27 protein-coding genes are annotated in these 23417 nt (G+C 66.2%); 7 read left to right on the forward strand and 20 right to left on the reverse strand.

Annotated elements, in window-relative coordinates:
• The first annotated feature begins 70 nt into the window (after positions 1-70).
• Complete coding sequence (locus tag K6G35_RS27065; RefSeq protein ID WP_495676644.1) at positions 71-991, forward strand: DMT family transporter; 921 nt, start codon at positions 71-73, stop codon at positions 989-991.
• A gap of 18 nt (positions 992-1009) precedes the next feature.
• Here the strand turns inward: K6G35_RS27065 and K6G35_RS27070 are convergent, their stop codons facing one another.
• Entirely contained in the window at positions 1010-1213 is a 204-nt protein-coding gene (locus tag K6G35_RS27070) for a DUF3562 domain-containing protein (RefSeq protein WP_008651536.1), read from the reverse strand.
• Positions 1214-1537: 324 nt separating this feature from the next.
• Here K6G35_RS27070 and K6G35_RS27075 point away from each other — a divergent pair, with 324 nt between their 5' ends.
• From K6G35_RS27075 to K6G35_RS27095, 5 genes are all read left to right on the forward strand, one after another.
• Entirely contained in the window at positions 1538-1798 is a 261-nt protein-coding gene (locus tag K6G35_RS27075) for a hypothetical protein (RefSeq protein WP_495676645.1), read from the forward strand.
• Positions 1799-2046: 248 nt separating this feature from the next.
• Complete coding sequence (locus K6G35_RS27080; protein ID WP_495676646.1) at positions 2047-3141, forward strand: ABC transporter ATP-binding protein; 1095 nt, start codon at positions 2047-2049, stop codon at positions 3139-3141.
• Between the two features lie 15 nt (positions 3142-3156).
• On the forward strand, positions 3157-4173 hold the full coding sequence (locus tag K6G35_RS27085) for an ABC transporter permease (protein ID WP_495676647.1): 1017 nt from the start codon (positions 3157-3159) through the stop codon (positions 4171-4173).
• Positions 4170-4952 carry an ABC transporter permease gene (locus tag K6G35_RS27090; RefSeq protein WP_035883461.1) on the forward strand — a complete coding sequence of 261 codons (783 nt, stop codon included), beginning with the start codon at positions 4170-4172 and terminating at the stop codon, positions 4950-4952. Before K6G35_RS27085 ends, K6G35_RS27090 begins: the two co-directional genes overlap by 4 nt.
• Positions 4949-6037: an ABC transporter substrate-binding protein gene (locus tag K6G35_RS27095; RefSeq protein WP_495676648.1), complete on the forward strand. Its 1089-nt coding sequence runs from the start codon at positions 4949-4951 to the stop codon at positions 6035-6037. Before K6G35_RS27090 ends, K6G35_RS27095 begins: the two co-directional genes overlap by 4 nt.
• Positions 6038-6069: 32 nt before the next feature.
• Here the strand turns inward: K6G35_RS27095 and K6G35_RS27100 are convergent, their stop codons facing one another.
• A complete protein-coding gene (locus K6G35_RS27100; RefSeq protein ID WP_008651525.1) occupies positions 6070-6564 on the reverse strand; it encodes a universal stress protein in 495 nt (164 codons plus the stop codon).
• Positions 6565-6858: 294 nt separating this feature from the next.
• Here K6G35_RS27100 and K6G35_RS27105 point away from each other — a divergent pair, with 294 nt between their 5' ends.
• Entirely contained in the window at positions 6859-7593 is a 735-nt protein-coding gene (locus K6G35_RS27105) for an IclR family transcriptional regulator (protein ID WP_008651524.1), read from the forward strand.
• A gap of 6 nt (positions 7594-7599) precedes the next feature.
• On the opposite strand, the gene K6G35_RS27110 is transcribed toward K6G35_RS27105, so the two are convergent.
• The 18 genes from K6G35_RS27110 to K6G35_RS27195 all read right to left on the reverse strand — a co-directional run bounded on the left by K6G35_RS27110 (position 7600) and on the right by K6G35_RS27195 (position 23311).
• Complete coding sequence (locus K6G35_RS27110; protein ID WP_495676649.1) at positions 7600-8238, reverse strand: 4'-phosphopantetheinyl transferase family protein; 639 nt, start codon at positions 8236-8238, stop codon at positions 7600-7602.
• A 120-nt stretch (positions 8239-8358) separates the two neighbouring features.
• Positions 8359-9588 carry a beta-ketoacyl-ACP synthase gene (locus tag K6G35_RS27115; RefSeq protein WP_008640726.1) on the reverse strand — a complete coding sequence of 410 codons (1230 nt, stop codon included), beginning with the start codon at positions 9586-9588 and terminating at the stop codon, positions 8359-8361.
• Positions 9585-10316, reverse strand: a complete 732-nt coding sequence (fabG, locus tag K6G35_RS27120) for a 3-oxoacyl-ACP reductase FabG (protein ID WP_011518873.1) — start codon at positions 10314-10316, stop codon at positions 9585-9587. The genes K6G35_RS27115 and fabG overlap by 4 nt, the downstream gene beginning before the upstream one ends.
• On the reverse strand, positions 10313-10786 hold the full coding sequence (locus tag K6G35_RS27125; protein WP_495676650.1) for a hotdog family protein: 474 nt from the start codon (positions 10784-10786) through the stop codon (positions 10313-10315). Before K6G35_RS27125 ends, fabG begins: the two co-directional genes overlap by 4 nt.
• Positions 10787-10788: 2 nt before the next feature.
• On the reverse strand, positions 10789-11979 hold the full coding sequence (locus K6G35_RS27130; RefSeq protein WP_286881788.1) for a beta-ketoacyl-ACP synthase: 1191 nt from the start codon (positions 11977-11979) through the stop codon (positions 10789-10791).
• Complete coding sequence (locus K6G35_RS27135) at positions 11976-12557, reverse strand: DUF3261 domain-containing protein (protein WP_495676651.1); 582 nt, start codon at positions 12555-12557, stop codon at positions 11976-11978. Before K6G35_RS27135 ends, K6G35_RS27130 begins: the two co-directional genes overlap by 4 nt.
• Positions 12554-13783, reverse strand: a complete 1230-nt coding sequence (locus K6G35_RS27140) for an NAD(P)/FAD-dependent oxidoreductase (protein ID WP_495676652.1) — start codon at positions 13781-13783, stop codon at positions 12554-12556. Before K6G35_RS27140 ends, K6G35_RS27135 begins: the two co-directional genes overlap by 4 nt.
• Positions 13780-16140, reverse strand: a complete 2361-nt coding sequence (locus K6G35_RS27145; protein WP_495677141.1) for an MMPL family transporter — start codon at positions 16138-16140, stop codon at positions 13780-13782. The genes K6G35_RS27140 and K6G35_RS27145 overlap by 4 nt, the downstream gene beginning before the upstream one ends.
• 19 nt (positions 16141-16159) lie before the next feature.
• The gene (locus tag K6G35_RS27150; protein ID WP_035883454.1) at positions 16160-16789 is read right to left on the reverse strand and encodes a LolA family protein; all 630 of its coding nucleotides are present in this window, start codon (positions 16787-16789) and stop codon (positions 16160-16162) included.
• Complete coding sequence (locus K6G35_RS27155; protein ID WP_495676653.1) at positions 16786-17202, reverse strand: acyl-CoA thioesterase; 417 nt, start codon at positions 17200-17202, stop codon at positions 16786-16788. The genes K6G35_RS27150 and K6G35_RS27155 overlap by 4 nt, the downstream gene beginning before the upstream one ends.
• Positions 17180-18211 carry a lysophospholipid acyltransferase family protein gene (locus tag K6G35_RS27160; protein ID WP_495676654.1) on the reverse strand — a complete coding sequence of 344 codons (1032 nt, stop codon included), beginning with the start codon at positions 18209-18211 and terminating at the stop codon, positions 17180-17182. The genes K6G35_RS27155 and K6G35_RS27160 overlap by 23 nt, the downstream gene beginning before the upstream one ends.
• The gene (locus K6G35_RS27165; RefSeq protein WP_495676655.1) at positions 18208-18960 is read right to left on the reverse strand and encodes a glycosyltransferase family 2 protein; all 753 of its coding nucleotides are present in this window, start codon (positions 18958-18960) and stop codon (positions 18208-18210) included. The genes K6G35_RS27160 and K6G35_RS27165 overlap by 4 nt, the downstream gene beginning before the upstream one ends.
• Positions 18957-20630: an ApeI family dehydratase gene (locus tag K6G35_RS27170; protein ID WP_186426567.1), complete on the reverse strand. Its 1674-nt coding sequence runs from the start codon at positions 20628-20630 to the stop codon at positions 18957-18959. Before K6G35_RS27170 ends, K6G35_RS27165 begins: the two co-directional genes overlap by 4 nt.
• On the reverse strand, positions 20623-21180 hold the full coding sequence (locus tag K6G35_RS27175) for a COG4648 family protein (protein ID WP_035883450.1): 558 nt from the start codon (positions 21178-21180) through the stop codon (positions 20623-20625). Before K6G35_RS27175 ends, K6G35_RS27170 begins: the two co-directional genes overlap by 8 nt.
• A 7-nt stretch (positions 21181-21187) precedes the next feature.
• Positions 21188-21445 (reverse strand): acyl carrier protein, encoded by a 258-nt coding sequence (locus K6G35_RS27180; protein ID WP_008652282.1) that lies wholly within the window; start codon positions 21443-21445, stop codon positions 21188-21190.
• A gap of 52 nt (positions 21446-21497) precedes the next feature.
• Complete coding sequence (locus K6G35_RS27185; protein WP_008652283.1) at positions 21498-21767, reverse strand: phosphopantetheine-binding protein; 270 nt, start codon at positions 21765-21767, stop codon at positions 21498-21500.
• Entirely contained in the window at positions 21754-22533 is a 780-nt protein-coding gene (locus K6G35_RS27190; RefSeq protein WP_035883449.1) for a lysophospholipid acyltransferase family protein, read from the reverse strand. Before K6G35_RS27190 ends, K6G35_RS27185 begins: the two co-directional genes overlap by 14 nt.
• Positions 22526-23311, reverse strand: coding sequence for a beta-ketoacyl synthase chain length factor (locus tag K6G35_RS27195; protein ID WP_035883448.1), 786 nt, complete (start codon positions 23309-23311; stop codon positions 22526-22528). Before K6G35_RS27195 ends, K6G35_RS27190 begins: the two co-directional genes overlap by 8 nt.
• Between the last annotated feature and the right edge of the window lie 106 nt (positions 23312-23417).

Genomic DNA, 23417 nt, shown 5'->3' on the forward strand with positions numbered 1-23417 from the left:
GAAAGCACGCTAGGCGGCGCGGGCTGGAAAGTGCTACTGTCGCCCCATCCCCCGCTCCCGCCAGCCAGGCATGTCAGAACGCCCGACGTATGAGGTACCCGCCGCAACGCCGGGCGCCACACCGAACACGCAGTGGCTGCGCGTAGCGCCCGCGCTGTTCCTGCTGCTCTGGTCCGGCGGATTCGTCTTTCTGAAGCTCGGCCTGCGCCACGCCGACCCGCTGACCTTTCTGGCCTTGCGCTATGCCTGCGTGGTCGGGCTGCTGATCATCCCCTGCCTCTGGATCCGCCCCGCGTTCCCGTCGGGCATCAAGCCCTGGCTGCATCTGGGCATGGTGGGCCTGCTGATTCAAGCCGGCTATTTCTCGTTCACCTATCTGAGTCTCAAGCACGGCATGTCGGCCGGCGCGGTTGCGCTCGTCACGTCACAGCAACCGATCCTGATCGGGCTGCTCGCGCCAGCCATCGCCGGCGAACGCGTGGACCGGGTGCGATGGCTTGGGCTGGCACTTGGCGTGACCGGCGCGGCCATCGTCATCACATCCCGTTCATCCATCGACGTGGCCACCCCTGCCGGGCTGGTATTCGCCTTGCTCGCGCTGTTGGCGATGACGGGTGGCACGCTGTGGGAAAAGCGCTTCGGCACGACCGTGCATCCGGTGGCGTCGAATCTCGTGCAGTACGCCGTCGGGCTAGCCATCACCGCGCCACTGGCCTATGCGCTCGAACCGATGCATGTGGCATGGACGCCGGAGCTGTTCGGCTCGCTGGCCTACCTGGTGATTGGCAATTCGATCATCGCCATTTCGCTGCTGCTGGCGATGATCCGGCACGGCGAGGCCTCGCGGGTATCGGCGCTGTTCTTCCTCGTGCCACCGATGACGGCGGTGATCGCCTTCGCGGTGCTTGGCGAGTCGATTCCGCTCGCCGCATGGCCGGGGATGGCAATGGCCGCAATCGGGCTCTATCTGGTAATGGGCAGGCGGGGTTGATAGACCCGACGATGCCCGTCAGTGCGGGCCAGCCGCGTATCGTCCGCGCAGTGCCTTGATGACGCGCCGCTCCGCCAGCACCACGACGTAGTCCAGAATCCGCGCATCGGACGATAGTGAGCACCATGCGTCCCAGAATTCCCGCTCGACCAGTTTCCTGGGTGCGCCATAAAGCTCCGCAATCCGGTCGATCGCGTGTTCACCCGATGCCGGGCGACGCATCGAACCACCTCCCGACGCAGAGGGAATTGCAGGGCTTGAACGATCTGGCTCGGTTCCAGGTGCGAGATACATGGCAGGGCCTTCACGGTGAGGAGTTTGTCGAGTGTAGTCGCTACGGCAGGCATTCCAAGTACAGCCAACGTACTGCATATGGCCTAGTACCCTTGATAGTCCCCCACGTCGATTGCCCCTTGATTCGACGCAAGGAGTGGTCGTATTTTGCTTTCCTGCGGTGGGTATCCTGCGTCACCGTTAGTCTTTGGGCCAATAGAGATCGCCCCAGTCACACGCTAAGGTGTAAAACGCTAACCACGGGAGAACCGCATGAGATATCTGGCAAGCCTGATCATGATTTCCGCGACACTTTGCACTGCCCCGGCCTGGGCGCAGTCGGCCTCCGGGGCGGCGGCGCAGGGCACCAATGACGCCATCGTCAAGATGCGCGGAGAGGTTAACGCGGCACGCAAGGAATACAACCGGAAGGTTGCCGAAGCGAAAAAGGTCTACAACGAGGCCAAGGCGGCTGCGGCCAAAGAGCGCGATGCGGCGATCTCGGCTGCTCACGCTGCTGCCGGCCAGAAGTAACTACGTGCGCGCCCAGGCGCGCGAAGTCCCGCCAGACCCGGTTGCCGGGCCACCTTGCCAACCCAAGGTGGTCCGGCAACCGCACTTTCATGCCCAGTGGCCGTTCGCGCCACGACTCTTCTCCCCTTGCCCCCAAGATTGCCCTGCTGGCGCCGCCAGATCACGCGCTGGCTTCTATCATGCAGTTGTGGATGTGGCCTTGAACGCCGCATTGCTATCGTCGGCGCCGGCGCGGGAGGAATGCGTGCATGGACCTGCTGGAAGTTCATCACCTGTCCAAGTCTTTCGGCGGCCGGCCGGTCCTCGACGATATCGGCTTCAATGTCGGATCGGGGCAATTCTTCACGCTCGTGGGGCCTTCGGGATGCGGCAAGACCACCCTGCTGCGGCTGCTAGGCGGTTTCTCCGAGCCCGATAGCGGCGAGGTGCTGTTTGACGGCAAGAGCCTTCAGGGCGTGCCACCCGAGCATCGCCCCATGCACACGGTTTTCCAGAGCTACGCGCTTTTCCCGCACATGACCGTGGCCGCCAATATCGCTTTCCCGCTGCGGATGCAGAAGTTGCGGCGCCACGACATCGACGGGCGCCTGGGCAGCCTGATCGAAAACGTCCGTCTTCAAGGCTTCGAACGCTACTACCCGCACGAGCTTTCCGGCGGACAGCGTCAACGCGTGGCTATCGCCAGAGCACTGGCCGCGCGTCCCCGGCTGCTCCTGCTCGACGAGCCGCTGTCCGCGCTCGATGCGGCGCTGCAAACCCAGATGCTTCATGAGTTGATAGCGTTGCAGCAGCAACTGGGCGTGGCGTTCATCTACGTCACGCACGATCAGACCCACGCACTGGCGCTCTCGCAACGCATCGCGGTGATGCATGAAGGCCACATCGTCCAGCTCGACACACCCGAAGCGATCTACCGCGCACCGGCCACGACATTCGTGGCCGGATTCATCGGGTCCTGCAATCTGCTGGATGCCACCGTCGCGGAATCGAACGCGGCGCGCCTGCGTGTGCGCATTGCCGGCGTGGGCGAGCGCGACATGCCCGCGGGGCAAGCGCTGGCCATCGGCAGCCGCGGCACCGTCGCCATCCGGCCCGAGGAAATCCGGCTGCGGCCACGTGGGGCGTCGCCGGGCGGCAACACCAGTGCGCCGATGCTCGAAGGCGCCGTCGTCGACCGGCTGTACCAGGGCGATGTCACGCTATACACGGTCGAGCTTGCCAGCGGACACCGGCTGCAAACGATGGTCGCCAACGCGGGGCCGGTGACCGACGGGCAGTTCACGCAGGGCGATCGGGTCGAGCTCGACTGGCCCGGCAACGCCGGCGTGTTTCTAAGCCGGTGAGGCGAAGAGACAGCCATGATCACGCGCGCGGATCGGCTGGCCCGCTGGCTTGTCTGTGGCATCCCCATCGCCTTCCTGCTCGCCTTCTTCGGCATTCCTTCGGCCATCATGATCGTGGCGGCATTCCGAACACCGGCGGAGTCCGGCGGATTGCTGCCGCTGATTCCACCTGACCAAGGTATGACCACCACCGCGGCCCTCACCGTGCTCAGGCACTGGCAGGATCTGTTCACGCTCGACAACATCCGCGAGTTGATCCAGGAACCGCTCTATGCCGGACTGTTTCTCAAGTCAGCCGGCTACGCCGCGCTGACCACCGCGATCTGCCTGGTGGCTGCCTACCCGCTGGCATGGTGGATCGCCCGCAGCGACAAGCGACGGCGCGACCTGCTGCTGATCCTTGTGATCCTGCCGTTCTGGTCGAACTTCCTGATCCGGATCTACGCATGGATGATCATCCTGAGTCCACGCGGATACCTGATGCATGGCGTCAACAGCCTCATCGGCTGGATCGGCTTCGCCCCGGTCGAAGCGCTCTACACACCCGCGGCCGTCATCCTCGTGCTGGTCTACGTACACCTGCCGTTCTTCATCCTGCCGCTCTATGCCAGTCTGGAAAAGCAGGACCCGCTGCTGCTTGATGCCGCGCGCGATCTGGGCGCGAATGGCTGGCATTGCTTCTGGCAGGTGATCTGGCCGCTTTCGCTGCCGGGCGTCTACGCGGGCATCGCACTTGTCTTCACGCCGTGTCTGGGGATCTTTGCCGTGCCTGAACTGGTGGGCGGCACGCGATCGATCCTGATCGGCAACCTGATCAAGCAGCAGTTCCTCGATAGCCGAGACTGGCCACTGGGGTCGGCGCTATCGCTGGCGCTGGTGGGCATCGTGCTGGCGCTGATTGGACTGGCGACGCTGGCGGCACGCGTGAAGGGAACGGCGCGTGTCGCCTCGCAGCGGGGTACGCGCAAGTCCGCCCATCGTTCAGCGCAACCCGCACCGGCCGCCGTGGCCACTGGCAGGAGATCGTCATGAATCGCCCCCGATGGCCTGTGTGGGTGGCCTGCCTTGGCTGCGCGGTCTATGCGTTCCTGTACCTGCCGCTGCTGATCGTCGTGGCCTACTCGTTCAATGACTCGCGCCTGAACGCGGAATGGGACGGCTTCACGCTGCACTGGTATGACGTGCTGGCAAACGATCCGGACATGCTGGGTGCGGCGTGGAACTCGTTGATGATCGGCGCGATCGCGGCAGGCACGTCATGCGTGCTCGGCACGCTCGCCGCCATCGCGCTGCACCGCTACCGGCCGCCATTGCTGACTACGCTGGTGCTCGCGCCAATCGCGATGCCCGAGGTATTGATGGGGGTGTCGCTGCTGTTGTTCTTTGTTGCCGTGAATATCGATCTCGGCCTGACAGCCGTGGCGCTGTCGCATATCACGTTCTGCGTGGGCTTCGTTGCCGTGGTGGTGCGTGCCCGGCTCGAAGGGCTCGACGAGAGCCTGATCGACGCCGCCCGCGATCTCGGCGCCTCACCGCTTCAGGCCGGGTGGCATGTCATGCTGCCGCTGATGCTGCCGGGCGTCCTCGCGGGCGCGTTGCTGGCCTTCACCCTGTCGATGGACGACTTTGTCGTGACCTTCTTCACGGCGGGGCCCGGCCAACCGACACTGCCGCTGCAGATTTACTCGATGATCCGGATCGCGGTCACGCCGGAAGTGAATGCGATCTCGTCCATCCTCATGATGCTGACACTGGCCGTGTCGCTCACGGCCTATCGCGTTTCGCGCGACGTCTGGAGGGCGCAACTATGAGTCATCGCATATGGGCGAAGGTGCGCCATCTGCTGGTCGGCCTGACGCTGACGGGGTGCTTCGGCCTGGCCATGGCCACGGAAGACCTGAACGTATTCACCTGGAACAACGCGCTGTCGCCCGAGACGATCGCCCGGTTCGAGTCCGAATGTGCCTGTCACGTGAACCTGACGTACTTCGGTTCGATGGAGGAAGCGCTGGCCAAGCTCGCGGGCGGCGCGCAAGGGTTCGACGTGATATGTCCGAGCAACTACGGCATTCCGGCGCTGATCCGTCTGGGGCTGCTCCGGCCGCTGGACAAGCACGCCATCCCGAATCTTCGCAATATCGACCCGGCGTTCCTGAACACGCCGCTTGACCCTGGCAACGTCTATTCCCTGCCCTACGATTTCACGATCACGCTGGTCGGCTACAACGCCACGCGCCTGCACGATCTGGGGCTCGATGCTTCGTCATGGTCGCTGGTCTTCGACCCGCACATGCTGGAGAAGCTGCGGGGCCGTGTCACCGTGCTTGACGACCCCCGCGAAGTCATCGCGGCCGCGCTGCGCTACAAGGGCCACTCCGGCAATTCGACGGACCCTGCGCAACTGCGCGAAGCCGAGGCGGCCATCCGCGCCGCGCTGCCCTACTGGGCGGCGTTCAACAGCCAGAGCTATATCCGCGAGCTAACGGTCGGCAATATCTGGGTGGTGCTCGGCTATTCGAGCGATGTCTATCAGGCCGGGTTGGACGCGCGCAACACCCACCGGGCTTTCTCGATCACCTCGTCGCTGCAGCGCGAGGGCAATGGCATGACCGCGGACAGTTTCGTGGTCACTAAGACGGCGCCGCATCCCGCGCTGGCATACAGGTTCATCAACTTCATGCTGCGCCCTGAAAATGCCGCTGAGATCACTAATGCCATCGGCGCGGGCAATCCGAATGCCGCGGCGCGCGCGTTCATCCGGCCAGACCTGTTGGCCGACCCGGTCATCACGCCGGGCGCCGCGCAGCGGCAGCGGCTCGAACAGTTGAACGACCTCGACAGCGGCACGCGGCGGGCGTGGAATCGCGCGTGGACCGACCTCAAGGTCGGCCACTAGCGATTCAATCGGGCAAGGATGGGGATGGGGAATTACGCGGAAGTGGTGCTTTGGCCGGCGGTCACTTCCTCGGCCAGCGGAATGTCCCCACGCACCACCAATACGGGAACGGAAGCGTGGCGCACCAGGGTTTCGGCGACGCTGCCAAGCACGACGCGCTGCAGCCCGCTCTTGCCGTGGGTGCCGATGACCACCAGGTCAGGCTTGCTGTCCTGGATGTCATGGATCAGCCGGTTCGCGACGTCGCCGAGCGTGGACTTGTCGTCGAGCAGCCGCTCGGTGAACTTGATCCCGGCGCGCTCGGCGTGGTGCCGGGCCTTGACGAGCAGCGCATTGCCGGCCGCCACGCGATGCTGGTGCTCCTCCTCCAGTTCACCGCCATGCGCGCGCACCCTAAGGAAACCGTAGTCGATGACATGGATGATCTCGAGATTTGAACCGGTGGCGCGGGCCAGCCGGACGGCTTCGTCCAGCGCGCGGGACGAGCAGTGGCTATCGTCGATCGGGACCATGATGTTGCGATACATGTGGGGCTCCTTTTGGAATGGCAGTCCCCGCCCGGATGGCGGAGATTCTCACACGTCACTCTAAGCGGGGAGGTTGTTGTTGCTTTGATGTAGCGCAAACTCGCTCCAGTCTTAAATCTAGCCGACTCCGGGAACCTGCGCTTGCGGCACTGCGAGCACCCAGCCAGCCACATCGACCGGATATTCGGGCCCGTGCTACAGTCCGCCGGGTATCAGACGCCACATTCAGACGCCCCCAAGACTCCGCCCGCCATGCCAGAGCGCCCCGCCCCTTCCGCTGCCAAGCCGTCGTCGATGAACGTCAAGACGGCGCTGCGCGTCATCGAAATCATCGAAACGTTCGCACGCGAGCGCCGGGCGTTGTCGCTGTCGGAACTGGCCCGCCTGCTGGCCGTGCCGGCGTCGAGCTGTCTGGCGCTGATTCGCACGCTGACCTCGCTGGGCTATCTCTACGAAACGGCGCGCCGCCAAGGCTACTACCCCACCGGCCGCCTGCTGGCGATGGCGCAGCAGATTGCTCGCCACGATCCGGTACTGGATCGCGTGCATGGCACGATGAGCGAGTTACGTGACGCCACCGGCGAAACCATTGTCATCGGCAAACTGCATGAAGGGCAGGAGGTGGTGTATCTGGATGTGCTCGAATCACCACATGCAATTCGATACATCGCCACGGCCGGCGAGCGCCGCGAGCTTCATGCCAATTCGATCGGCAAGGCCCTGCTGGCGGCGATGGACGAGGCCGAACGCGCGACGCTGCTCGCGCAACTGCCGTTCCAGGCGTTCACCTCGCGCACGCTGACCACGCCCGCCGCGCTGGAAGCGGATCTGCTGCAGGCGCGCGAACGCGGCGCCTACGTGAACCTGAGCGAGTCGATGCCTGACGTGGGGGCGCTGGCATGGCCGGTGCGGCTGTCCGGCGAGTGCTACGCGATTTCGATTGCGGGTCCGGTCTATCGGATCGAGCCGCACCTCGACCGCTATGCGCCAATGCTGCGAGCCGCCTGCGCGTCGCTGGAAAAGACCTGAGCGGAATCAGTCAGCGGCGTCGCGCTCGCGCAGCCGCCAACCGGTGGCATCCGGCAAGCTCAGTCCGTCCACGGGCGCGGAAGCCGCCAACGCCAGCACGGCGTCATCGCGCCGCCAGGTCACCGCATTGGCCTGGGATATCGGCGCCGGCAGCGCCTCCACCACATGTCCCATCATGGTCTGGAACAGGTTGCCACCATGGCACTTGATCCACGCTTCCTTCAGGGTCCAGAGTTGAAAAAACGCCACGAGACGCGCATCGGCATCGCTCTCGCGCAACAGTTCGGGTAGCGCGGCACGCTCGGCCTCCGTCGTGGTGGCTTCGATCAGCGTGTCCAGATGCTTGCGCGGCTGCAGGTGCTCGATATCGATGCCAACCGGCACATCGGCCACTGCGCAGGCCAGGTGATCGCCGGAATGGGCAATTGACACGAACACCGGCACGCCCACCGCGCCGCTCGTATGTATCGCCAGCGGCGGCGAATCCTCCGCGGCCGACAGCGCCCACTCGGACGCATCGCCGCCGAATGTCACCGCCAGCAGCCGGCGCGCCAGCCACCGGCCGGCGGCGAACTGCTCCGCCCGCGCCTCGGCCCGCATCGTCGCCAGCCGCCCCAGTTCTTCCTGCGACATCCAACGGCTCACGGGCGGCGCCATTGCCGCGAAGGCCATCACAGATCCAGTGCGCAGTGCGAGCGGCATGTCAGTGGAAGGGTTCGAATGCGTCGAAAAGGATCAAAAAAGGCCGAAAGGGTCAGGAACGACTCAGTCGTTCCAGCGGCGCAAGACCAGCGACGTATTGATGCCGCCGAACGCGAAATTGTTGCTCATCACGTACTCGGTGTCGATAGCACGCCCCTCGCCCACGATGTAGTCGAGCTGCGCGCAGCGGGGATCGGGGTTCTCCAGATTGATCGTCGGCGCGAACCACCCATCGCGCATCATCTCGATTGTCATCCACGCCTCGAGCGCACCGCACGCGCCCAGCGTATGCCCGACGTAGCTCTTGAGCGAACTGATTGGCATTCGCGCGCCAAACACGGCGTGCGTGGCCTGTGACTCGGCGATGTCACCCTGATCGGTGGCCGTGCCATGCGCATTCACGTAGCCGATTCGATCCGGCGAGACGCCGGCATCGTCCAGCGCCATTCGCATGGCCAGGGCCATCGTGCCGGCATCTGCCTGGGTCACATGCACGCCATCGCTGTTGGTGCCATAGCCGACGATCTCGGCCAGGATCGGGGCGCCACGCTGGCGCGCGTGCTCCAGTTCTTCCAGTACCAGCGTGCAGGCGCCCTCGCCCAGCACCAGGCCATCGCGCGCGGCATCGAACGGTCGTGGCGTCGCCGTGGGCGCCTCGTTGCGCGTGCTGGTGGCGAAAAGCGTATCGAAGACGGCCGCCTCCGTGGCGTCAAGCTCTTCGGCGCCGCCGGCCACCATCGCCACCTGACGGCCCATGCGGATCGTCTCGTATGCGTAGCCAATACCGTGGCTGCCTGACGTGCAGGCGCTCGACGTGGTCAGGATGCGGCCCTTGATGCCGAAGAACACGCCGATGTTCACGGCGGCCGTATGCGACATCATGCGGATGTACGTGGTGGCATTGACGCCCTCGGTGGTACGGTCGCTCATCATCCGCGCGAAGTCCTGCGCGGCGGACGGCGTGCCAGTCGAGGAACCGTACGCGATCCCCATCTGTCCGCCGGTCACCAGCGGATCTCCGGCCAGCCCGGCCCCGGCCAGTGCCGATTCGGTCGCCAGCACGGCCATCTGCGATACGCGGCCCATGGTCCGCATGAGTTTGCGCGTGTAGTGTGGTGGCAGCGTGAACGGCGGCACCGGCGCCGCGATGTGCGTGTTGAGGCCACGGATTTCGCGCCACTCTGGCATGACAACTATCGCATTGCGACCGGCGGCCAGGCGCTCGCGCACCGTCCCCCAGTCGTTGCCGATCGCGCTGACCGCGCCCGCTCCCGTGACCACCACCCGCTTCATCCGAACATGCCTCCGTTCACCGAAATCACCTGGCGCGTAATGTACCCGGCATCGGGCGAAAGCAGGAACGCCACCGTGGCCGCCACCTCGTCCGGGGTGCCCATGCGGCGGGCGGGAATCATCTTCATGGCTTCCTCGCGCACGTGTTCCTCGATCATTTCCGTGTCGATCAGCCCCGGCGCCACGCAGTTGACCGTGATCTGGCGCTTGGCCAGTTCGATCGCCAGTGCCTTGGTGGCGCCGATCACCCCGGCCTTGGCAGCGCTGTAGTTGGTCTGCCCGCGATTGCCGACGATCCCGGACGCCGACGACAGCGTGACGATCCGGCCCGGCCGCCGCCGCTGCACCATCGGCAGCACCACGGGATTGAGCACGTTGAAAAACGCATCGAGGTTGGTGTGAATCACCTCGTCCCACTCCTCGCCGCTCATGGCCGGAAACGCTGCATCGCGGGCCAGCCCGGCGTTGCAGACCACTCCGTAGTAGCAGCCGTGATGGTCGATATCGGCCAGCAATGCGCTGGCCGCGGCCTCGCGTTGCCCGACATCGAAACACAGCACGCGCGCATTGCGGCCGAAGGCCCGCACGGCGTCGGCCACCGATTCGGCTTCGTTGCGACGCGCGCGGCAGTGGATCACCACGTCATAGCCATCACGCGCAAGACGCAGCGCAATGGCGCGGCCGATGCCGCGCGATGATCCCGTGACGAGCACGGTCTGGGTTGTCATGTCTGCTGCCCCTCGAGGAAGGCCTGCGCGTCCGCAGGCCGATATACCGAAACCGTGGCCCGAGCCACCTCATGGCCGCCCATGTCCAGCGTGCAGGCGAACAGCGACAGGCCGTCATCGCCCGCCATCTCCAGCCGGACACGAATGGTCAGCACGCTGCCCACCGGAAACGCCGGCACGTCGCTGGCATAGCGGCGCGAGCCGAGCAGGAAACCCGGGCCGGGCTTGCATCCCTTGCCGCGAGCCTGCATGCCCGCCCATGCCGCGATCGTCTGCGCCATGTATTCGATGCCGATCCATGCGGGCATCCCGGCGTCATCGACGAACAACTGCGTCGGCCTGATCGTCGCGCGCGCCACGCACTGGGTGTCATCGGCTGCCAGCAGTTCGTCGATCAGACGCATCGCGCCGCCATGCGGCACCACCTCGCCAACGGGTGGCATCGTCGATATCGGTCCGGGTGTGCGCATCTTTAGCCCTCCCCCATCACCAATACGCAATTGCTACCCCCAAACGCAAACGAATTGCTCATCGCATGGCGCACCGGCCGGCCCAGGGATTCGTCGGCGCCCGCCACATGCAGCGGCGGCATCGCCGGGTCAGCGATGCCATCCCACCAGTGCGGCGGCAGGCGACCCCGGGGGTTGTCCGTCAGCGTCAGGTACAGCAGTGCGGCTTCCACCGCGCCAGCGGCCCCAAGTGTGTGCCCGGTCTGCGACTTGGTGGAACTGACCGGCAAATCGGCGCCGAACAGGTCGGACACCGCGCGCGCTTCCATCACGTCGTTCTGCTCGGTGGCGGTGCCGTGAAGGTTCAGATAGTCGATGTCCGCGGGCTTCAGCCCGGCGCGAGCCAGCGCCTGCTGCATGGCCGTCCGCGCGCCGACACCCGATGGGTCGGGTGCGGACATATGGTGGGCATCCGAAGTCTCGCCCCATCCGGTCAGCCGCACGGGCCCAGCCTCGCGGGACATCAGGAACAACCCCGCGCCCTCGCCCAGATTGATGCCACGCCGGTTCGCCGACAGCGGATTGCACCGCTCCGCGCTCACCGAATCGAGCGAAAGGAAACCGGAAATCGTAAATGTGCACAGCGTGTCGACACCGCCCGCGATGGCCACGTCGACGATGCCATGCTCGATCAGGCGGGCCGCGGCCGACATGGCCTTGGCGCTGGACGAGCACGCCGTGGAAATCGTGTAGGCAGGCCCGCCAACGCCGAGCCGCCAGGCCAGGTAACGGGCCGGCGAGCCAAGCTCCTGCTGGGCGTAGTGGAACTGCTCGGGCCACGTGCCCTCTTTCGCGTGCGTGCGCACGGCAAGCTCGCCCTCGTAGATGCCGGACGTGCTGGTACCGAGCACGATCGCCACCCGCATCGGGCCCACCCGCGCGATGGCCGCATCCACAGCCGGACGCAAGCCGGCAAGCGTGCGCTCCAGCATGGCGTTGTTGCGGCTGGCCAGTTCCAGCGCGGTGCCCGCCGGAAGGTCGGTGGCCGCCATGGGCTCCGCAACGGTGCCCAGATGCAGCGGGCTACCCGGCGTGTAGCGTTCGGTGACCTCGCCACCAAACGGTCCGTCACTGCGCCACAGCGCAGCACGCACGGCGTCGCTGCCGCTACCGAGCGCGCATATCACGTTCATCGCGTTCAGATAGATCGTCATGGCGTCTTTCCTTCCTCCTGCAACGTGCGAATGGTCAGCCGATAGCCGTCACGCAGCTGCGTGAACAGCGTGGTGGTGGCATCCGGATAGCGCACTTCGGCAACGACCTCGTCGCCGTACCGCAGCACGCGCATGGCCGGCGTGGCATCGACGTGCCAGCCATCTGGCAGCGCCGCCTGAATCGCTTCGACAGGCCAGAGCGACAGTTGCAGGTCGCTCAGGATGCGCTCGGGCATCAGTTCCCGCGGAGCCCACGGGGCCCGCGTCACGTGCAGGTCCCGGCCATCCCAGTCGATACGCGCCAGCACCTGGCCGCCTGCCACGGCGGCCAGCCGCGTATGGGCGGCATCGGCTTCCAGCATCGCGATCATGTCACGTGTCTGCTCGCCCTGCGGCGACGGGAACTGCACTGTGATCTGCTGCTGCAGGTTCAGCGTCCTGCCCAGCGAGGCCGGCGGCAGGCGCAGCAGCGGCACCTCGGCCCGCGTCGGGGCGACGGTGGCGCAGCCCGCCAGCACCGCTAACGCGGCCAAGGCGGCCAGCATCGCGAGCGTCGCCAGCGCGGCGGGCAGCCTCAATCGTCGCAAAATTGCTCCAGCACGCTCAGCCGACGGCGCGACTCCGTCACGAATGGATTGTTCAGATCCCAGGCATAGCCCGCCAGGATCGACGAGATCATGTCGCGAATGTCGGTGGGCGCGTTGGGATGGAAGATAAGCTTCTGGAAGCTGCCTTCGTACCATGCCTCGACAAAGGCACGGAAGCAGTCAACGCCTGCTTTCAGCGGCCTGGCGTACTCGGTCTCCCAGTCAACGGTTTCGCCGGCCAACGCGCGCGCCACGCAGGCGGTGGCGAGGCTGGCCGACTTGAACGCGATGGTCACGCCCGACGAGAACACGGGGTCGAGGAATTCGCCGGCATTGCCGAGCAGTGCATAGCCATTGCCCCAGAGCGACCGGACGTTGGCCGAATAGCCGACGATCTGGCGGGCCGGCGTGTCCCACTCGGCATCCTTCAGCAGCTTCGCGAGGCCCGGCTCCTCGGCCACGAGCTGCCTGAGGCGAGTCATTTCATCGCCTTCGTACTGGTCGAGGAACGACTTCTCGGCCACCACGCCCTGTGAGCAACGCCCGTTGGAGAACGGGATGGTCCAGTACCAGACATCGACGTGTTCCGGATGCACGCTGACGCGGATCTTGTTGCGATCGAAGCTGCCCCCCGGAATCCTGTCGGCCACGTGCGTGAAGATGGCGGCGCGCACCGGAAAGTTCGACGGCGACTCCAGGTCGAGCAGGCGCGGCAAAACCCGGCCAAAGCCAGAGGCGTCCAGCAGGAAGCGTGATTCCACCTGATACACGTTGCCATCCGGATCGCGCACGGTGACGACCGGCGCAGCACCGCTGACGTCCACCGCTTCCACGGCATGGCGAAAGCGCACCTCGGCGCCCTGCTTCTGCGCCTCGCGAATCAGCACATCGTCGAAATGGGCGCGCTGCACCTGGTAGGTGGTGCCCCATCCCGGCGAGAATTTCTCGCGAAAATCGAAATCGGTATAGCGGTCGCCCCGCGCGAAGGCCGCCCCGTTCTTGTACTGGAAGCCCGCCTCCACCACGGCCTGCAACATGCCGGCCTCCTCGATGTAAGCCATGCTCTGGGGCAGCAGGCTCTCGCCGATCGAGAAACGCGGGAACGTTTCCTTTTCGATCACCAGCACGCCGATGCCGCGCTTGCGCAGCAATCCGGCCGCCACGGAACCCGCCGGGCCCGCGCCGACGATCAGTACGTCCACTGTCTCTTTCTTCATTGAGATCCTTCCTGACTGATTTGATGCGATGACGTTCCGGGCAGCGGCCTGAACCACGGCGACATCACCCAGACCGCACCCACGCCCGACAGCATCGTCGCCCCGAACGCATGAAGCGCGGGTGTCGACGACAACGCAAGCAGCCCGAACGCCAGCAACGTGCTGGCCGCCCCGAGCACGATGGCGGTCCAGGACACGCCATCGCCCGGGTGTTCGAGCAGGAAAATGCCATAGTCGACGCCCACACCCAGCAGCAGCGCCAGCGCGAGCACCGAGAACAATTGCAGTGGCACGCCGGTCCAGCCCAGCACGGCCACACTGAACGCAGCCGCCAGCAGCGTCGGCACGAGCGCGCGCCAGCCCGAGCGGCCATAACGCCACCAGAGCAGCAGTGCCACGCCCACGGCGCCTGCCAGCAGGAACCAGCTCATTAACACCCGGTAGTGATGGAGCAGGAACGAGATATCGGCCACGCGATCGACCCACTCCGCGCCGGGCACCTGCCGCACCGACGCCGCGATACCGGCAATCGCCGACACGTGGTCGAGGCCGCGCAACAGCATCACGCTGGCAAAGCCATTGCCTTCGCGGCCAAGCCACAGGTGCCGCAGCGTTTCCGATACCGGATTCGCCAGCCACGCGGGCAGCGTCAGCACGGCGTCACCAGCACGTGCGGACGGAGCGGGCGGCGCGATCGAGCCGCCCACTGCGCTGGCCACGCGTGCGCGGATCGCCGCCTCCTGCCGATCGGCCAGCGCGGCGTCGGCTTGCTGACGGCCGGCGGACGGCACCCAGTCCGAGATCGCAATGAAGCCGGCCAGATCGCCGCGCCGGATCGCATCGGCCAACCCGGCCTTGATCGCCTCCTCGCGCGCGAGTACCTCGTCCGGCGTCGCACCGCGCACGAGGATGAACTGCGCCGGGCTGGGCGTGCCCAACAACTGCCCTGCCGTGCGTTGCGCCTCGATCAGCGCGGGCGGCGAACTCTGCAGTTGCCGGATGTCGTCGGCAACGCGCACCTGCCAAATGCCGGTCACGATGAACAGCATCAACACGCCAAGCGCCAGCCAGGTACGCCGGTCATTGCGTGCGTACGGCCAGCGCGCCAGGCTATCGGCAAGCCAGGTGGAAAGACGCGTCGGACGCAGGTTGCCCCGATCGAGCAAGGGGAACCAGAACAGCACGGTTAGGAAGGCCGTGATCAGGCCAACCGCGGAAAACAACGCCATCTGGCGCAGCCCGGGGAACGGTGCGATGCCAAGCGCAAGATAGGCCACTACGCTCGTAGACAACGCCAGCGCCAGTCCGGGCGCCAGGAAGCGCATCACGGCAGGCGGCGTCGCGCGCGGCATGGCCTGGCGCGTCACAAAATAGTGGATGCCGAAGTCCTCGGCCACCCCGACCAGACTGGCGCCGAACACCAGCGTGATCAGGTGGACGCGGTCGAAGACGATCGCCGTGGCGGAGATTGCTGCCGCCGTCCCGATCAGCAGTGACAGCCCCACCAGCACGATGGGCCGCAGCGACCGGAAGGCCAGCCACACCAGCAGCAGCACCGCGGCCAGCGAGCCCCATCCGATCACATTCATTTCCCAGTTGGCCTGCGCGGCCGCGGCTTCGGCGTGCAGCGGGATGCCGGCCGTCACCACGCGCACGCCGTCGTCGCCCTGACGCGCCGCCGCTTCTGCCGCATGGAGCAAGTCGCCGTAGGCGGTGCTGCCATTGGCGGAAAACGCGGGCTTGGTGATCCGATAGGTCAACAGCACCCAATCCTTGCCTTCGCCGGTCACCGTTGCCAGACCATCGCGCTCATGCACGCGGGTCACCGCCGCGCGAGACAGCCACCAGTTCTGCCACAGCCCGAGCGGGTCCGACGCCCAATCGGTCAGGCGCGGTCCGGTGGAAAACTGGTAGAGCCGCGTCAGCGCCTGCTGCGCGAGCGTATCGGCATCGGTCGTCCGCAGCGCCTCGCGCTGCGCGTCGGTCAGAAGCCCGTCGCGCCACGGCCGGTAGAACGCCAGCGCCGCATCGAAATCGAACGCGGCAATCTTGTCGACGGGCTTCAGCAACGCGCTGCCGCCGGACGTGGCCTGCGAGAAGCGCTGCGCCGCCGCGCGCGTGCGGGCCCAGTCCGAGCCCCCCACCAGCACGACGATCTCGCGCGACACACCGTCGGTCAGCTGACGCAGCACGCGATCGGCCGTGGCGGTGCGCTCGCTGGTCGGCAGCAGCGCCATCACGTCGGTGTCGAGCCGCGATGCACGCCAGAACTGCACCTGGTGCGCGATCAGCGCAATCACGAGCAGCAGCCAGCCAATCGCCAGCAGGCGCTCGCGGCGGGACAGCCCGCCCTGCATCGCGGCCCCGTGGGCCAGTTCATTCAAAACGTTGTTCCTCCGAAGGACTGAGTTTTTCCGCTCCGGCGGGGTCGATCATCCTGACAACGGTGCTGTCGCCGCTGGCTTCCTCGAGCCTGACGTCGCGGACGTAGCGGTCTCCGGCCAGATCGATCCGCGTGAACGCGCGGCGCACGCCCGCGTCGGTCGGCGTCAGGGTCAGCGTCCAGCCCGACTTGCCGACGAGCTTGCCGGTCACGCTGAAGCGCGTGGACAGACTGCGCAGGTCGCCGCGCAGGATCGCGATCATCGACTCCCCGACCAGCCGCATGGCGGGCTGGGCATCGGCCTGCATTTCCTGCTGCACCTTGCCGTCCGCGCCCCGCATCACCAGCTTCTCGGGCGTGACCAGCAGGCTCGATGCGAACGGCTCACGCGTGGCCCACACTACGCCCCGGCCTCGCGCCATCACGAAGTCGCCCCGGGAGATCAACGGGTTACTGAAGCCGGCCAGCCTCCGCGTCTGCTCGAACTGACCATGGATGACCGGCGCATCGGACAACCGCGCCGACACGGCCGCGGAAAGGTCCTCGGCGTGCGCCGGTACCACGCTCATCACCGCCAGCGTCACCAGCGCAAGCATCGCCTGCAGAGCACGGCGGCGCATCATGGCTCGACTCCAAGCCGCTGCAGCAGCACTGGCGGGCTGACGTACTGCATCTCCTGCGTGGCCAGATCCACCGCCACCTGGATGGTGTATCCCTTGGTCAGCCGCGCGCCGGACAGCGCGTCGCGCATCTCGTAGTCGATTCGGAGCCGGTTTTCCCATTCCGCGAACGTGGCGCGCACGATCACGGGCTGGCCATATCGCAGCGGGCGAACGTACTTGACACGCACGTCGACGATGGGCCAGGCATAGCCCGATGCCGACATCTGCGGATAGTCGTAGTCGATCTGCTGTAGCAACGCGCAGCGTGCCAGCTCGAAGTAACGGAGATAGTTGCCGTGCCAGACCACGTTCATCGGATCGAGGTCGTGGAACGCCGGCGTCAGCGTGATCTCATGACTCAGGATTCTTGGCATCGCGCTCCTGTGCGGGCTGCTGCATGTCACGGCGGCCGATGCTGATCGGATCGTCCGCCCAGAAATCATAGAAGTTGAACCAGTCGTACGGCGAACGCGCCACGAGGTCCTCCAGCCAGCGGGCGTAGGTCGCGGCCAGCGCCTGCAGACGTGCCTCGCGTGTGGCGCGCGGCAGCGTCACGGCGTGTTCCAGCTCGGTGAAGCGGATCAGGTGCCCGCGCCCTTCCCGCACACAGCCCATCGCGTACAACGGGCATTTCAGCAGGCTCGCCAGCACATAGGGCCCTACCGGGAAGCGTGCGGGCTGACTGAGGAATGGCACCCGCACAGCCCGGCCACCGTGCGCGGGCGCGCGATCGCCAGCAATCGCCACGAATTCGCCTGCCTCCACGCGGGCGGACAGTTCGAGCGCCGTGGCCGGAGAGATATCGTCGATCTGGTAGAGCTGCAGCATCGAGTCCGGGTCCAACCGCGCCAGGATGCGATTGAAGCGCTCGGCATGGGCGCTGTGGACCAGCACGGTCAGCCGCAGCCCGTTCAACCGGTTGGCCATCGCCCGGCAAAGCTCCAGACAGCCAACGTGAGCCGTCATGATGATGCCGCCCCGCCCGCTCGCGATCTGCCGGAGCAGCACGTCGCCGCCTTCCTTGGAAACATGCTCGAAGCGATACCGTCCGCCAATGGCCAGCAGCTTGTCGAGCATCGTGTCGCCGAACGAAAACAGATGCCGCAGCGACTGGCGCCACGTAGGCTGTGTGCCGATGGCGCCTGTTGCCGCCTCGACACGCGCGAGATACTCCATCGACGACCGGCGCGCCAGCGGATACGCCAGCCAGAAGTAGACGACCACGGGGTACATCACCACGCGGAACAGCAGCCGGCCAAACGCGCGGTAGAGGCCGTAGAGCAACCAGATGCCCCAGACGCAGGTAGCTTCGCCGATGGCGCTCCAGTGCGGCGTGCGGCGGCGCGGCGTGGCGCCCGGTGTTTCGGGGTGCAAGGTGCTCATGCGGAGCGCACCTTGCGCCACAGCAGACGCGGCATTCGCCACAACATGCCAAAGAACAGGCGAGTCAGCATCCCTGTCATCAGCAGGTTGTCCTGGATAAGACGGAAATGCGAGACACCATCGCTGGGATACGTCACCCGTGTCGGAACGTTGACGACCGGCACGCCGCGCCAGTACAGGCGCACGATCACCTCGGTGTCGAACTCCATATGGTGGCCGAGCCGCACGTCCTGCATGAGCGCTGTCACCGCGTCGAGCGGATAAACCCGCAAGCCGCACATCGAGTCGCGGATCTCGAACGAGAGCGTGTTGATCCACACCAGGATGTGCGTGAGATACCGGAAATAGAAGCGGTGGCGCGGCACCGTCTGGTCATACACCGGGCAGCCCGCGATGACCGCCGTCGGGTTCTCGCGTGCCAGCGTGAAGAAACGCGCGATGTCGTCGGCATTGTGCTGCCCGTCGGCATCGATCTGCAGCGCGTGCGTATAGCCGAGCTTCGCGGCCTCCTGGAAGCCGGCCATCATCGCCGCGCCCTTGCCCCGGTTTTGCGGCAGGCGGATCAGGATCACGCGCTCCCCATAGGCATCGGCAAGGTCGCGCAGCACCTGGCTGCACGCCGGGCCGCTGCCGTCATCGACCAGCAGGCAAGGCCACGGATGCCTCAGGATGGCCTCGACCATGGCTCCGATGGCATGTTCGTGGTCAAAGACCGGAACCAGCACGATGGGACGAAAAACGGCGGTCATGAAACAGCGGGGTGAAAAATGATCTTGCCGCTCGCGTGCGAGCCGGCATCGGAGGTTAGTCGAAAGGCCAGCGTGCATGACGCCGGCTGCCAGTCGAGCGCCATGCGCACCGCTGCGCCGGGACGCATCACAGCCTGGAATTTGAGCACATCCAGCCTGGCAAAACGTTGACGTGGCGGGACCGCCAGACGTTGCGGCGCCAGCGCCATGACCCAGTCGACCTGAGCGACGCCGGGCACGATCGGCGCGCCCGGAAAGTGGCCATCGAAGATCGCGAGGTCTTCGGCGATATCCAGCTCGGCCGTGGCCGACGTATCGTCGGCCTCCACCCAGCGCGCCACCGGAATACTGTGGCGCAGCAGTTCGCGCAGCATCGCCTCGGTGGTCTTGCCCTGCGCGTTGCACGGCAACGCCTGCGGGAACGCCCAGCGCCGCGGCAACGCCAGCCGGTCAACACCGTCGGCCAGCGCACGGCGCAGCGCGGCAATCAGCGCATGACGGCCCTTGCCGTCGAGCATCGACTGGCCGGCCTCCTGCAGCACGATGGCCGCGCCCACGCGCGTGCCGATAGCGGTCTCGATCAGCAACGCGCGGGCTTCGCGCACCAGCGGCGACGCCAGCAACCGCTGCTCGATCGCGCTCAGCGACACCCGTTTTTCCTCGATCTTGACGATGCGGTCCGCCCGACCGGCCAGCGCGAATCCGCCATCTCCAGTCGGCAGCACCCGGTCGGCGCACACCTGCCAGTCATCGTCTGCGAGGTGGGCCGAGCGCACCGCGAGGAACCCCTCCTGCAGCCGCCACGCCACACCGGGCAGCGGGGTCCAGTGGTCGTCCCCTGCCGCGCGCTGACGCCACGCGATGCCACCGGTCTCGGAACTTCCAAATACTTCGATCGGCGAGACACCGATATGGCGCAGCACATCCGACGCACCCTCGGGTGGCAACGGACCACCAGACGAAAACACCGCCCGCACCACGCCGCGCGTGGCGGCCCAGTCCAGCGCTTCCGGCATCCGCTTCAGATGCGCCGGGCTGCTGACCAGGACCACCGGTGTCCGGTCTTCGGCACAGGCCGCGACCAGCTCTTCGTGGAACGCCATGCGTGCCGCCGGCATCGGCCGGCCCACCGCCAGCGGCCACAGGATCGTGAACAGCAGGCCGTAGATATGTTGATGCGAAACCGTAGTCAGCAGACGGCTTTCTCGCGGCATCGTCGGTCCAAACGCCTGTTCGAGCGCATGGACCTCTGCCTCTAGCTGCGCCAACCGCTTGGGCGCTGCCTCCGGCGCACCGGTGGAGCCGGACGTGAACAACGTGATCCAGGTTTCGCGCGCGTCCAGGCGGGGCCATTGCAGCGGAGACTCCGTGGCCGACGGTTGCAGGCCCTGCGGAAGATCGCCGGCCATGCCATCGACATGCTCGCGCAGCGCGGCAAGCGTATCGGGCCTCGCATCGCCGGGCAGCAACACATGCTTGCCCGCGTGCCAGGCACCGAAGAGCGCGGCGGCAAACTCGGCCGGGCTGTCGACAAACAACGCCCAGCGCGTACCGGGCGCCGCCAGGAATGCGTGTCGCCATGCCGTTGCCCGTGCGACCAAGGCGCGAGCATCGTCTCGGGCAGCCAGCGCCGCCATCGTTGCACTGACGCCGTTCAGACGGTCATCCATGATGGCCCTCCGCATGACGGCGCTTCACGCGCTGGCGCACCAGCCACTCCACCGCGAACATCGCGCCGATCAATCCGTAGGCAATGCCGCCGTTGTAGATCGCCCAGGCACGGTCGCTACCGGCCAGGGCCGTGATCGCGGCAATCGTGCCGTTGACGACAAAGAACACGCACCAAGCCTGTGTGACCCGGCGCGTATAGGCCACGCCGCTCGGCGGCAAATCCGGCTCGCGCAGGCGCGCAAGGCGCTCGATCAGCGTGGGAGGATAGCGCAGGCTCCAGCCAAAGACGGCGAGCATGGCCACGTTGACAAGGACGGGGTAGAGCTTCAGCGGCAGTTCATGATCCGAGGCCAGCACCGCAATTGCCAGCGCGGCCGCCAGCAGCGCCGTGACGCGCCAGCCGGTCTGGCGGCTGGTGGCGGCGCGCAGCAGCGCGAGCGCGACCAGCGCCAGCGCCATCACGCGCGGCGAGTAGTGCTGCAAGCCGAAGTAGATCACGAGCGGGTAAGCCATCGTCAGCAGCCCCAGCCCCCATTTGCGCCATGCCATGTGCTTGTCAGGCGGTGGCCGGCGAGTCGATCAGCGATGCCAGGGTCCGCACCACGTCGCCCACCGTCTTCACCGATTTGAACTGCTCCGCCCGGATCGGACGGCTCATCAGCGGCTTCATTTTCACCAGCAGGTCCACGGCGTCGATGCTGTCGATATCGAGATCGTCATACAGGCGCGCATCGAGCGTGATGCGGGCGGGGTCGATCTCGAACATCTGTTCGAGCACCCCGGCCACGCGTGTGAAGATTTCGTCGTGCGTCATGCTTGTGGCTCCGTGTTCCCCGATTCAAACCATCCAGACCATGATCCGCGCGTCAGGCGGTGGCCTGCCCGCGCTGCGACGCAATATAGGCGGCCAGCGTGGCGACGCTGGCAAACCGGGCGCGGACTTCCTCCTTCTCGCCCTTCATGGTGACGCCATAGCGCTTCTGCAGCGCCAGGCCGAGCTCCAGCGCGTCGATGGAATCGAGCCCCAGCCCTTCCACGAAGAGCGGCGCGTCGGTCTCGATATCTTCCGCCTTGATATCTTCCAGAGACAGCGAGGTAATAATGAGTTCCTTGATTTCCTGCTCAAGCGACTTCACGACGGATCTCCCGAGAAAAATAGTCAGATAGTGAATGATTCAGCCGGCGTACGGCCTTTACGGGCTCCAGGCCTTGCGGCACCCACTGGGCGACGCTGACATCGGCATGAACGTCGATGACAAAGCGCGGCCGCCGCCGTGGGACGTGGTACCACTTCTCGCCTTTAGTCAGCGTAGGCGGTACGCAGCGGATCACCACCGGTGTCAGCGCAATATCACCGCGCACGGCCACGTTGGCCGCGCCGCGCTGCAATTGCAGTGGCACGCCGGGCCGCGTGCGGGTGCCTTCCGGAAAGATGATCAGGCTGCTGCCGCCGCGGAGTGATGCGATGCAGTCGTCGACCATCGCCACACCACCGCTGTCGTTGCGTACCCAGCCGGTGGCCTGCACGGCCCCCCGCGTGAACGGATTCCGCGCCAGCGCCCCTTTCACGACGCAGTTCGCGTCGGGGGTCAGCGCCAGCAGGAAGACCGCATCGATCAGCGACGGATGATTGGCCACGATCAGCAGGCCGGGCCGGCGCAGCCGTTCCGCATTGCGAATTTCGTAGTCCAGCACACCCAGGGTGCGCATCAGCCACAGGAATCCCCAAAGCGTGGAATGAATCACGCGGCGACAGGCCCGCTGCGCCCTGGCGCGTGCCCAGAGCATCAGCGATAGCAGCGGGAATACCAGAACGCCCAGCACCAGGCCCCCGATGCCGAAGATCGCGAAGCAGAATGCCGTGGCGATAACGCGCCACGCGCGGCCGAGCCGGTCAACCATGGCGACTCCACTTCCAGATCGCATGATCCGCGCGATGCAACAGTTGCGACTTGCCGGCCCCTGCGTCATTGGACAGGACGAAATGCAATACCTCCAGGCCGTGTGGCAGCAGCGGCTGGCCCTGACCGTCCACGGGGCCGTTCCCCGACTTGTCGGTCACCGCGGTCGCGGGATCGGCCAACTCGAGCCGCCACACTGGCGCGCCGGCACGCGGCAAGCCCACGCGCCACGCCCATCCATACAGGCACTGCGGTTCGTCGGCATACGTCAGGTACGGCTCGGGAAGCGGCGTGTCGTAGCAGACCAGCAGGACCTCGGCGGCACCATCGGCCAGCAAGCTGCAGGCCTCGACGATGGCGGCCTCTACGGTGTCCTTCCCACCGGACAACGCCTGGATATTGGATGCCGCGCTCCGGTCAATGGAAAACATCGCCCCAATCGCGTTGTGTACGGACAGACCGAACGCCGTGGGCGACAGCGGTTCGCCGGCGGCAAGCTCGCTCAGCATCGAAAAAGCGCGGCGCGAATCCCCGTGACGCGAGGCGAAGACGGCCGGCATTACGCCTGCGTCATTGGCGGCGATCTCGTAGGCGGGATGTAGCGCGGCACGTCCTGTGGCATTGACACGGCGACGCAACATCGGCGCCATCGCGGCAAGCGCGGGCAGATCAGCACCTTCCGGCAGCCATGGGGCTCGGCTCCATGCCAGCCAGTCGGCGTGTGTCTGCAACGCCGGCGCACATGCCGCCCATGCGCGGATCTCGAATTCAAGTGTCATGCCTTGCGCGTGGGAGGATTGTGACCCGGTCCGCCACCAGATTCTGATAGGTTGGATATCTGGTCGGCGGCGCATTCTCTCATGCTCCTGCGCGCACTGGCTGTGC

The sequence above is a fragment of the Cupriavidus sp. HY129 genome, from assembly GCF_059492215.1.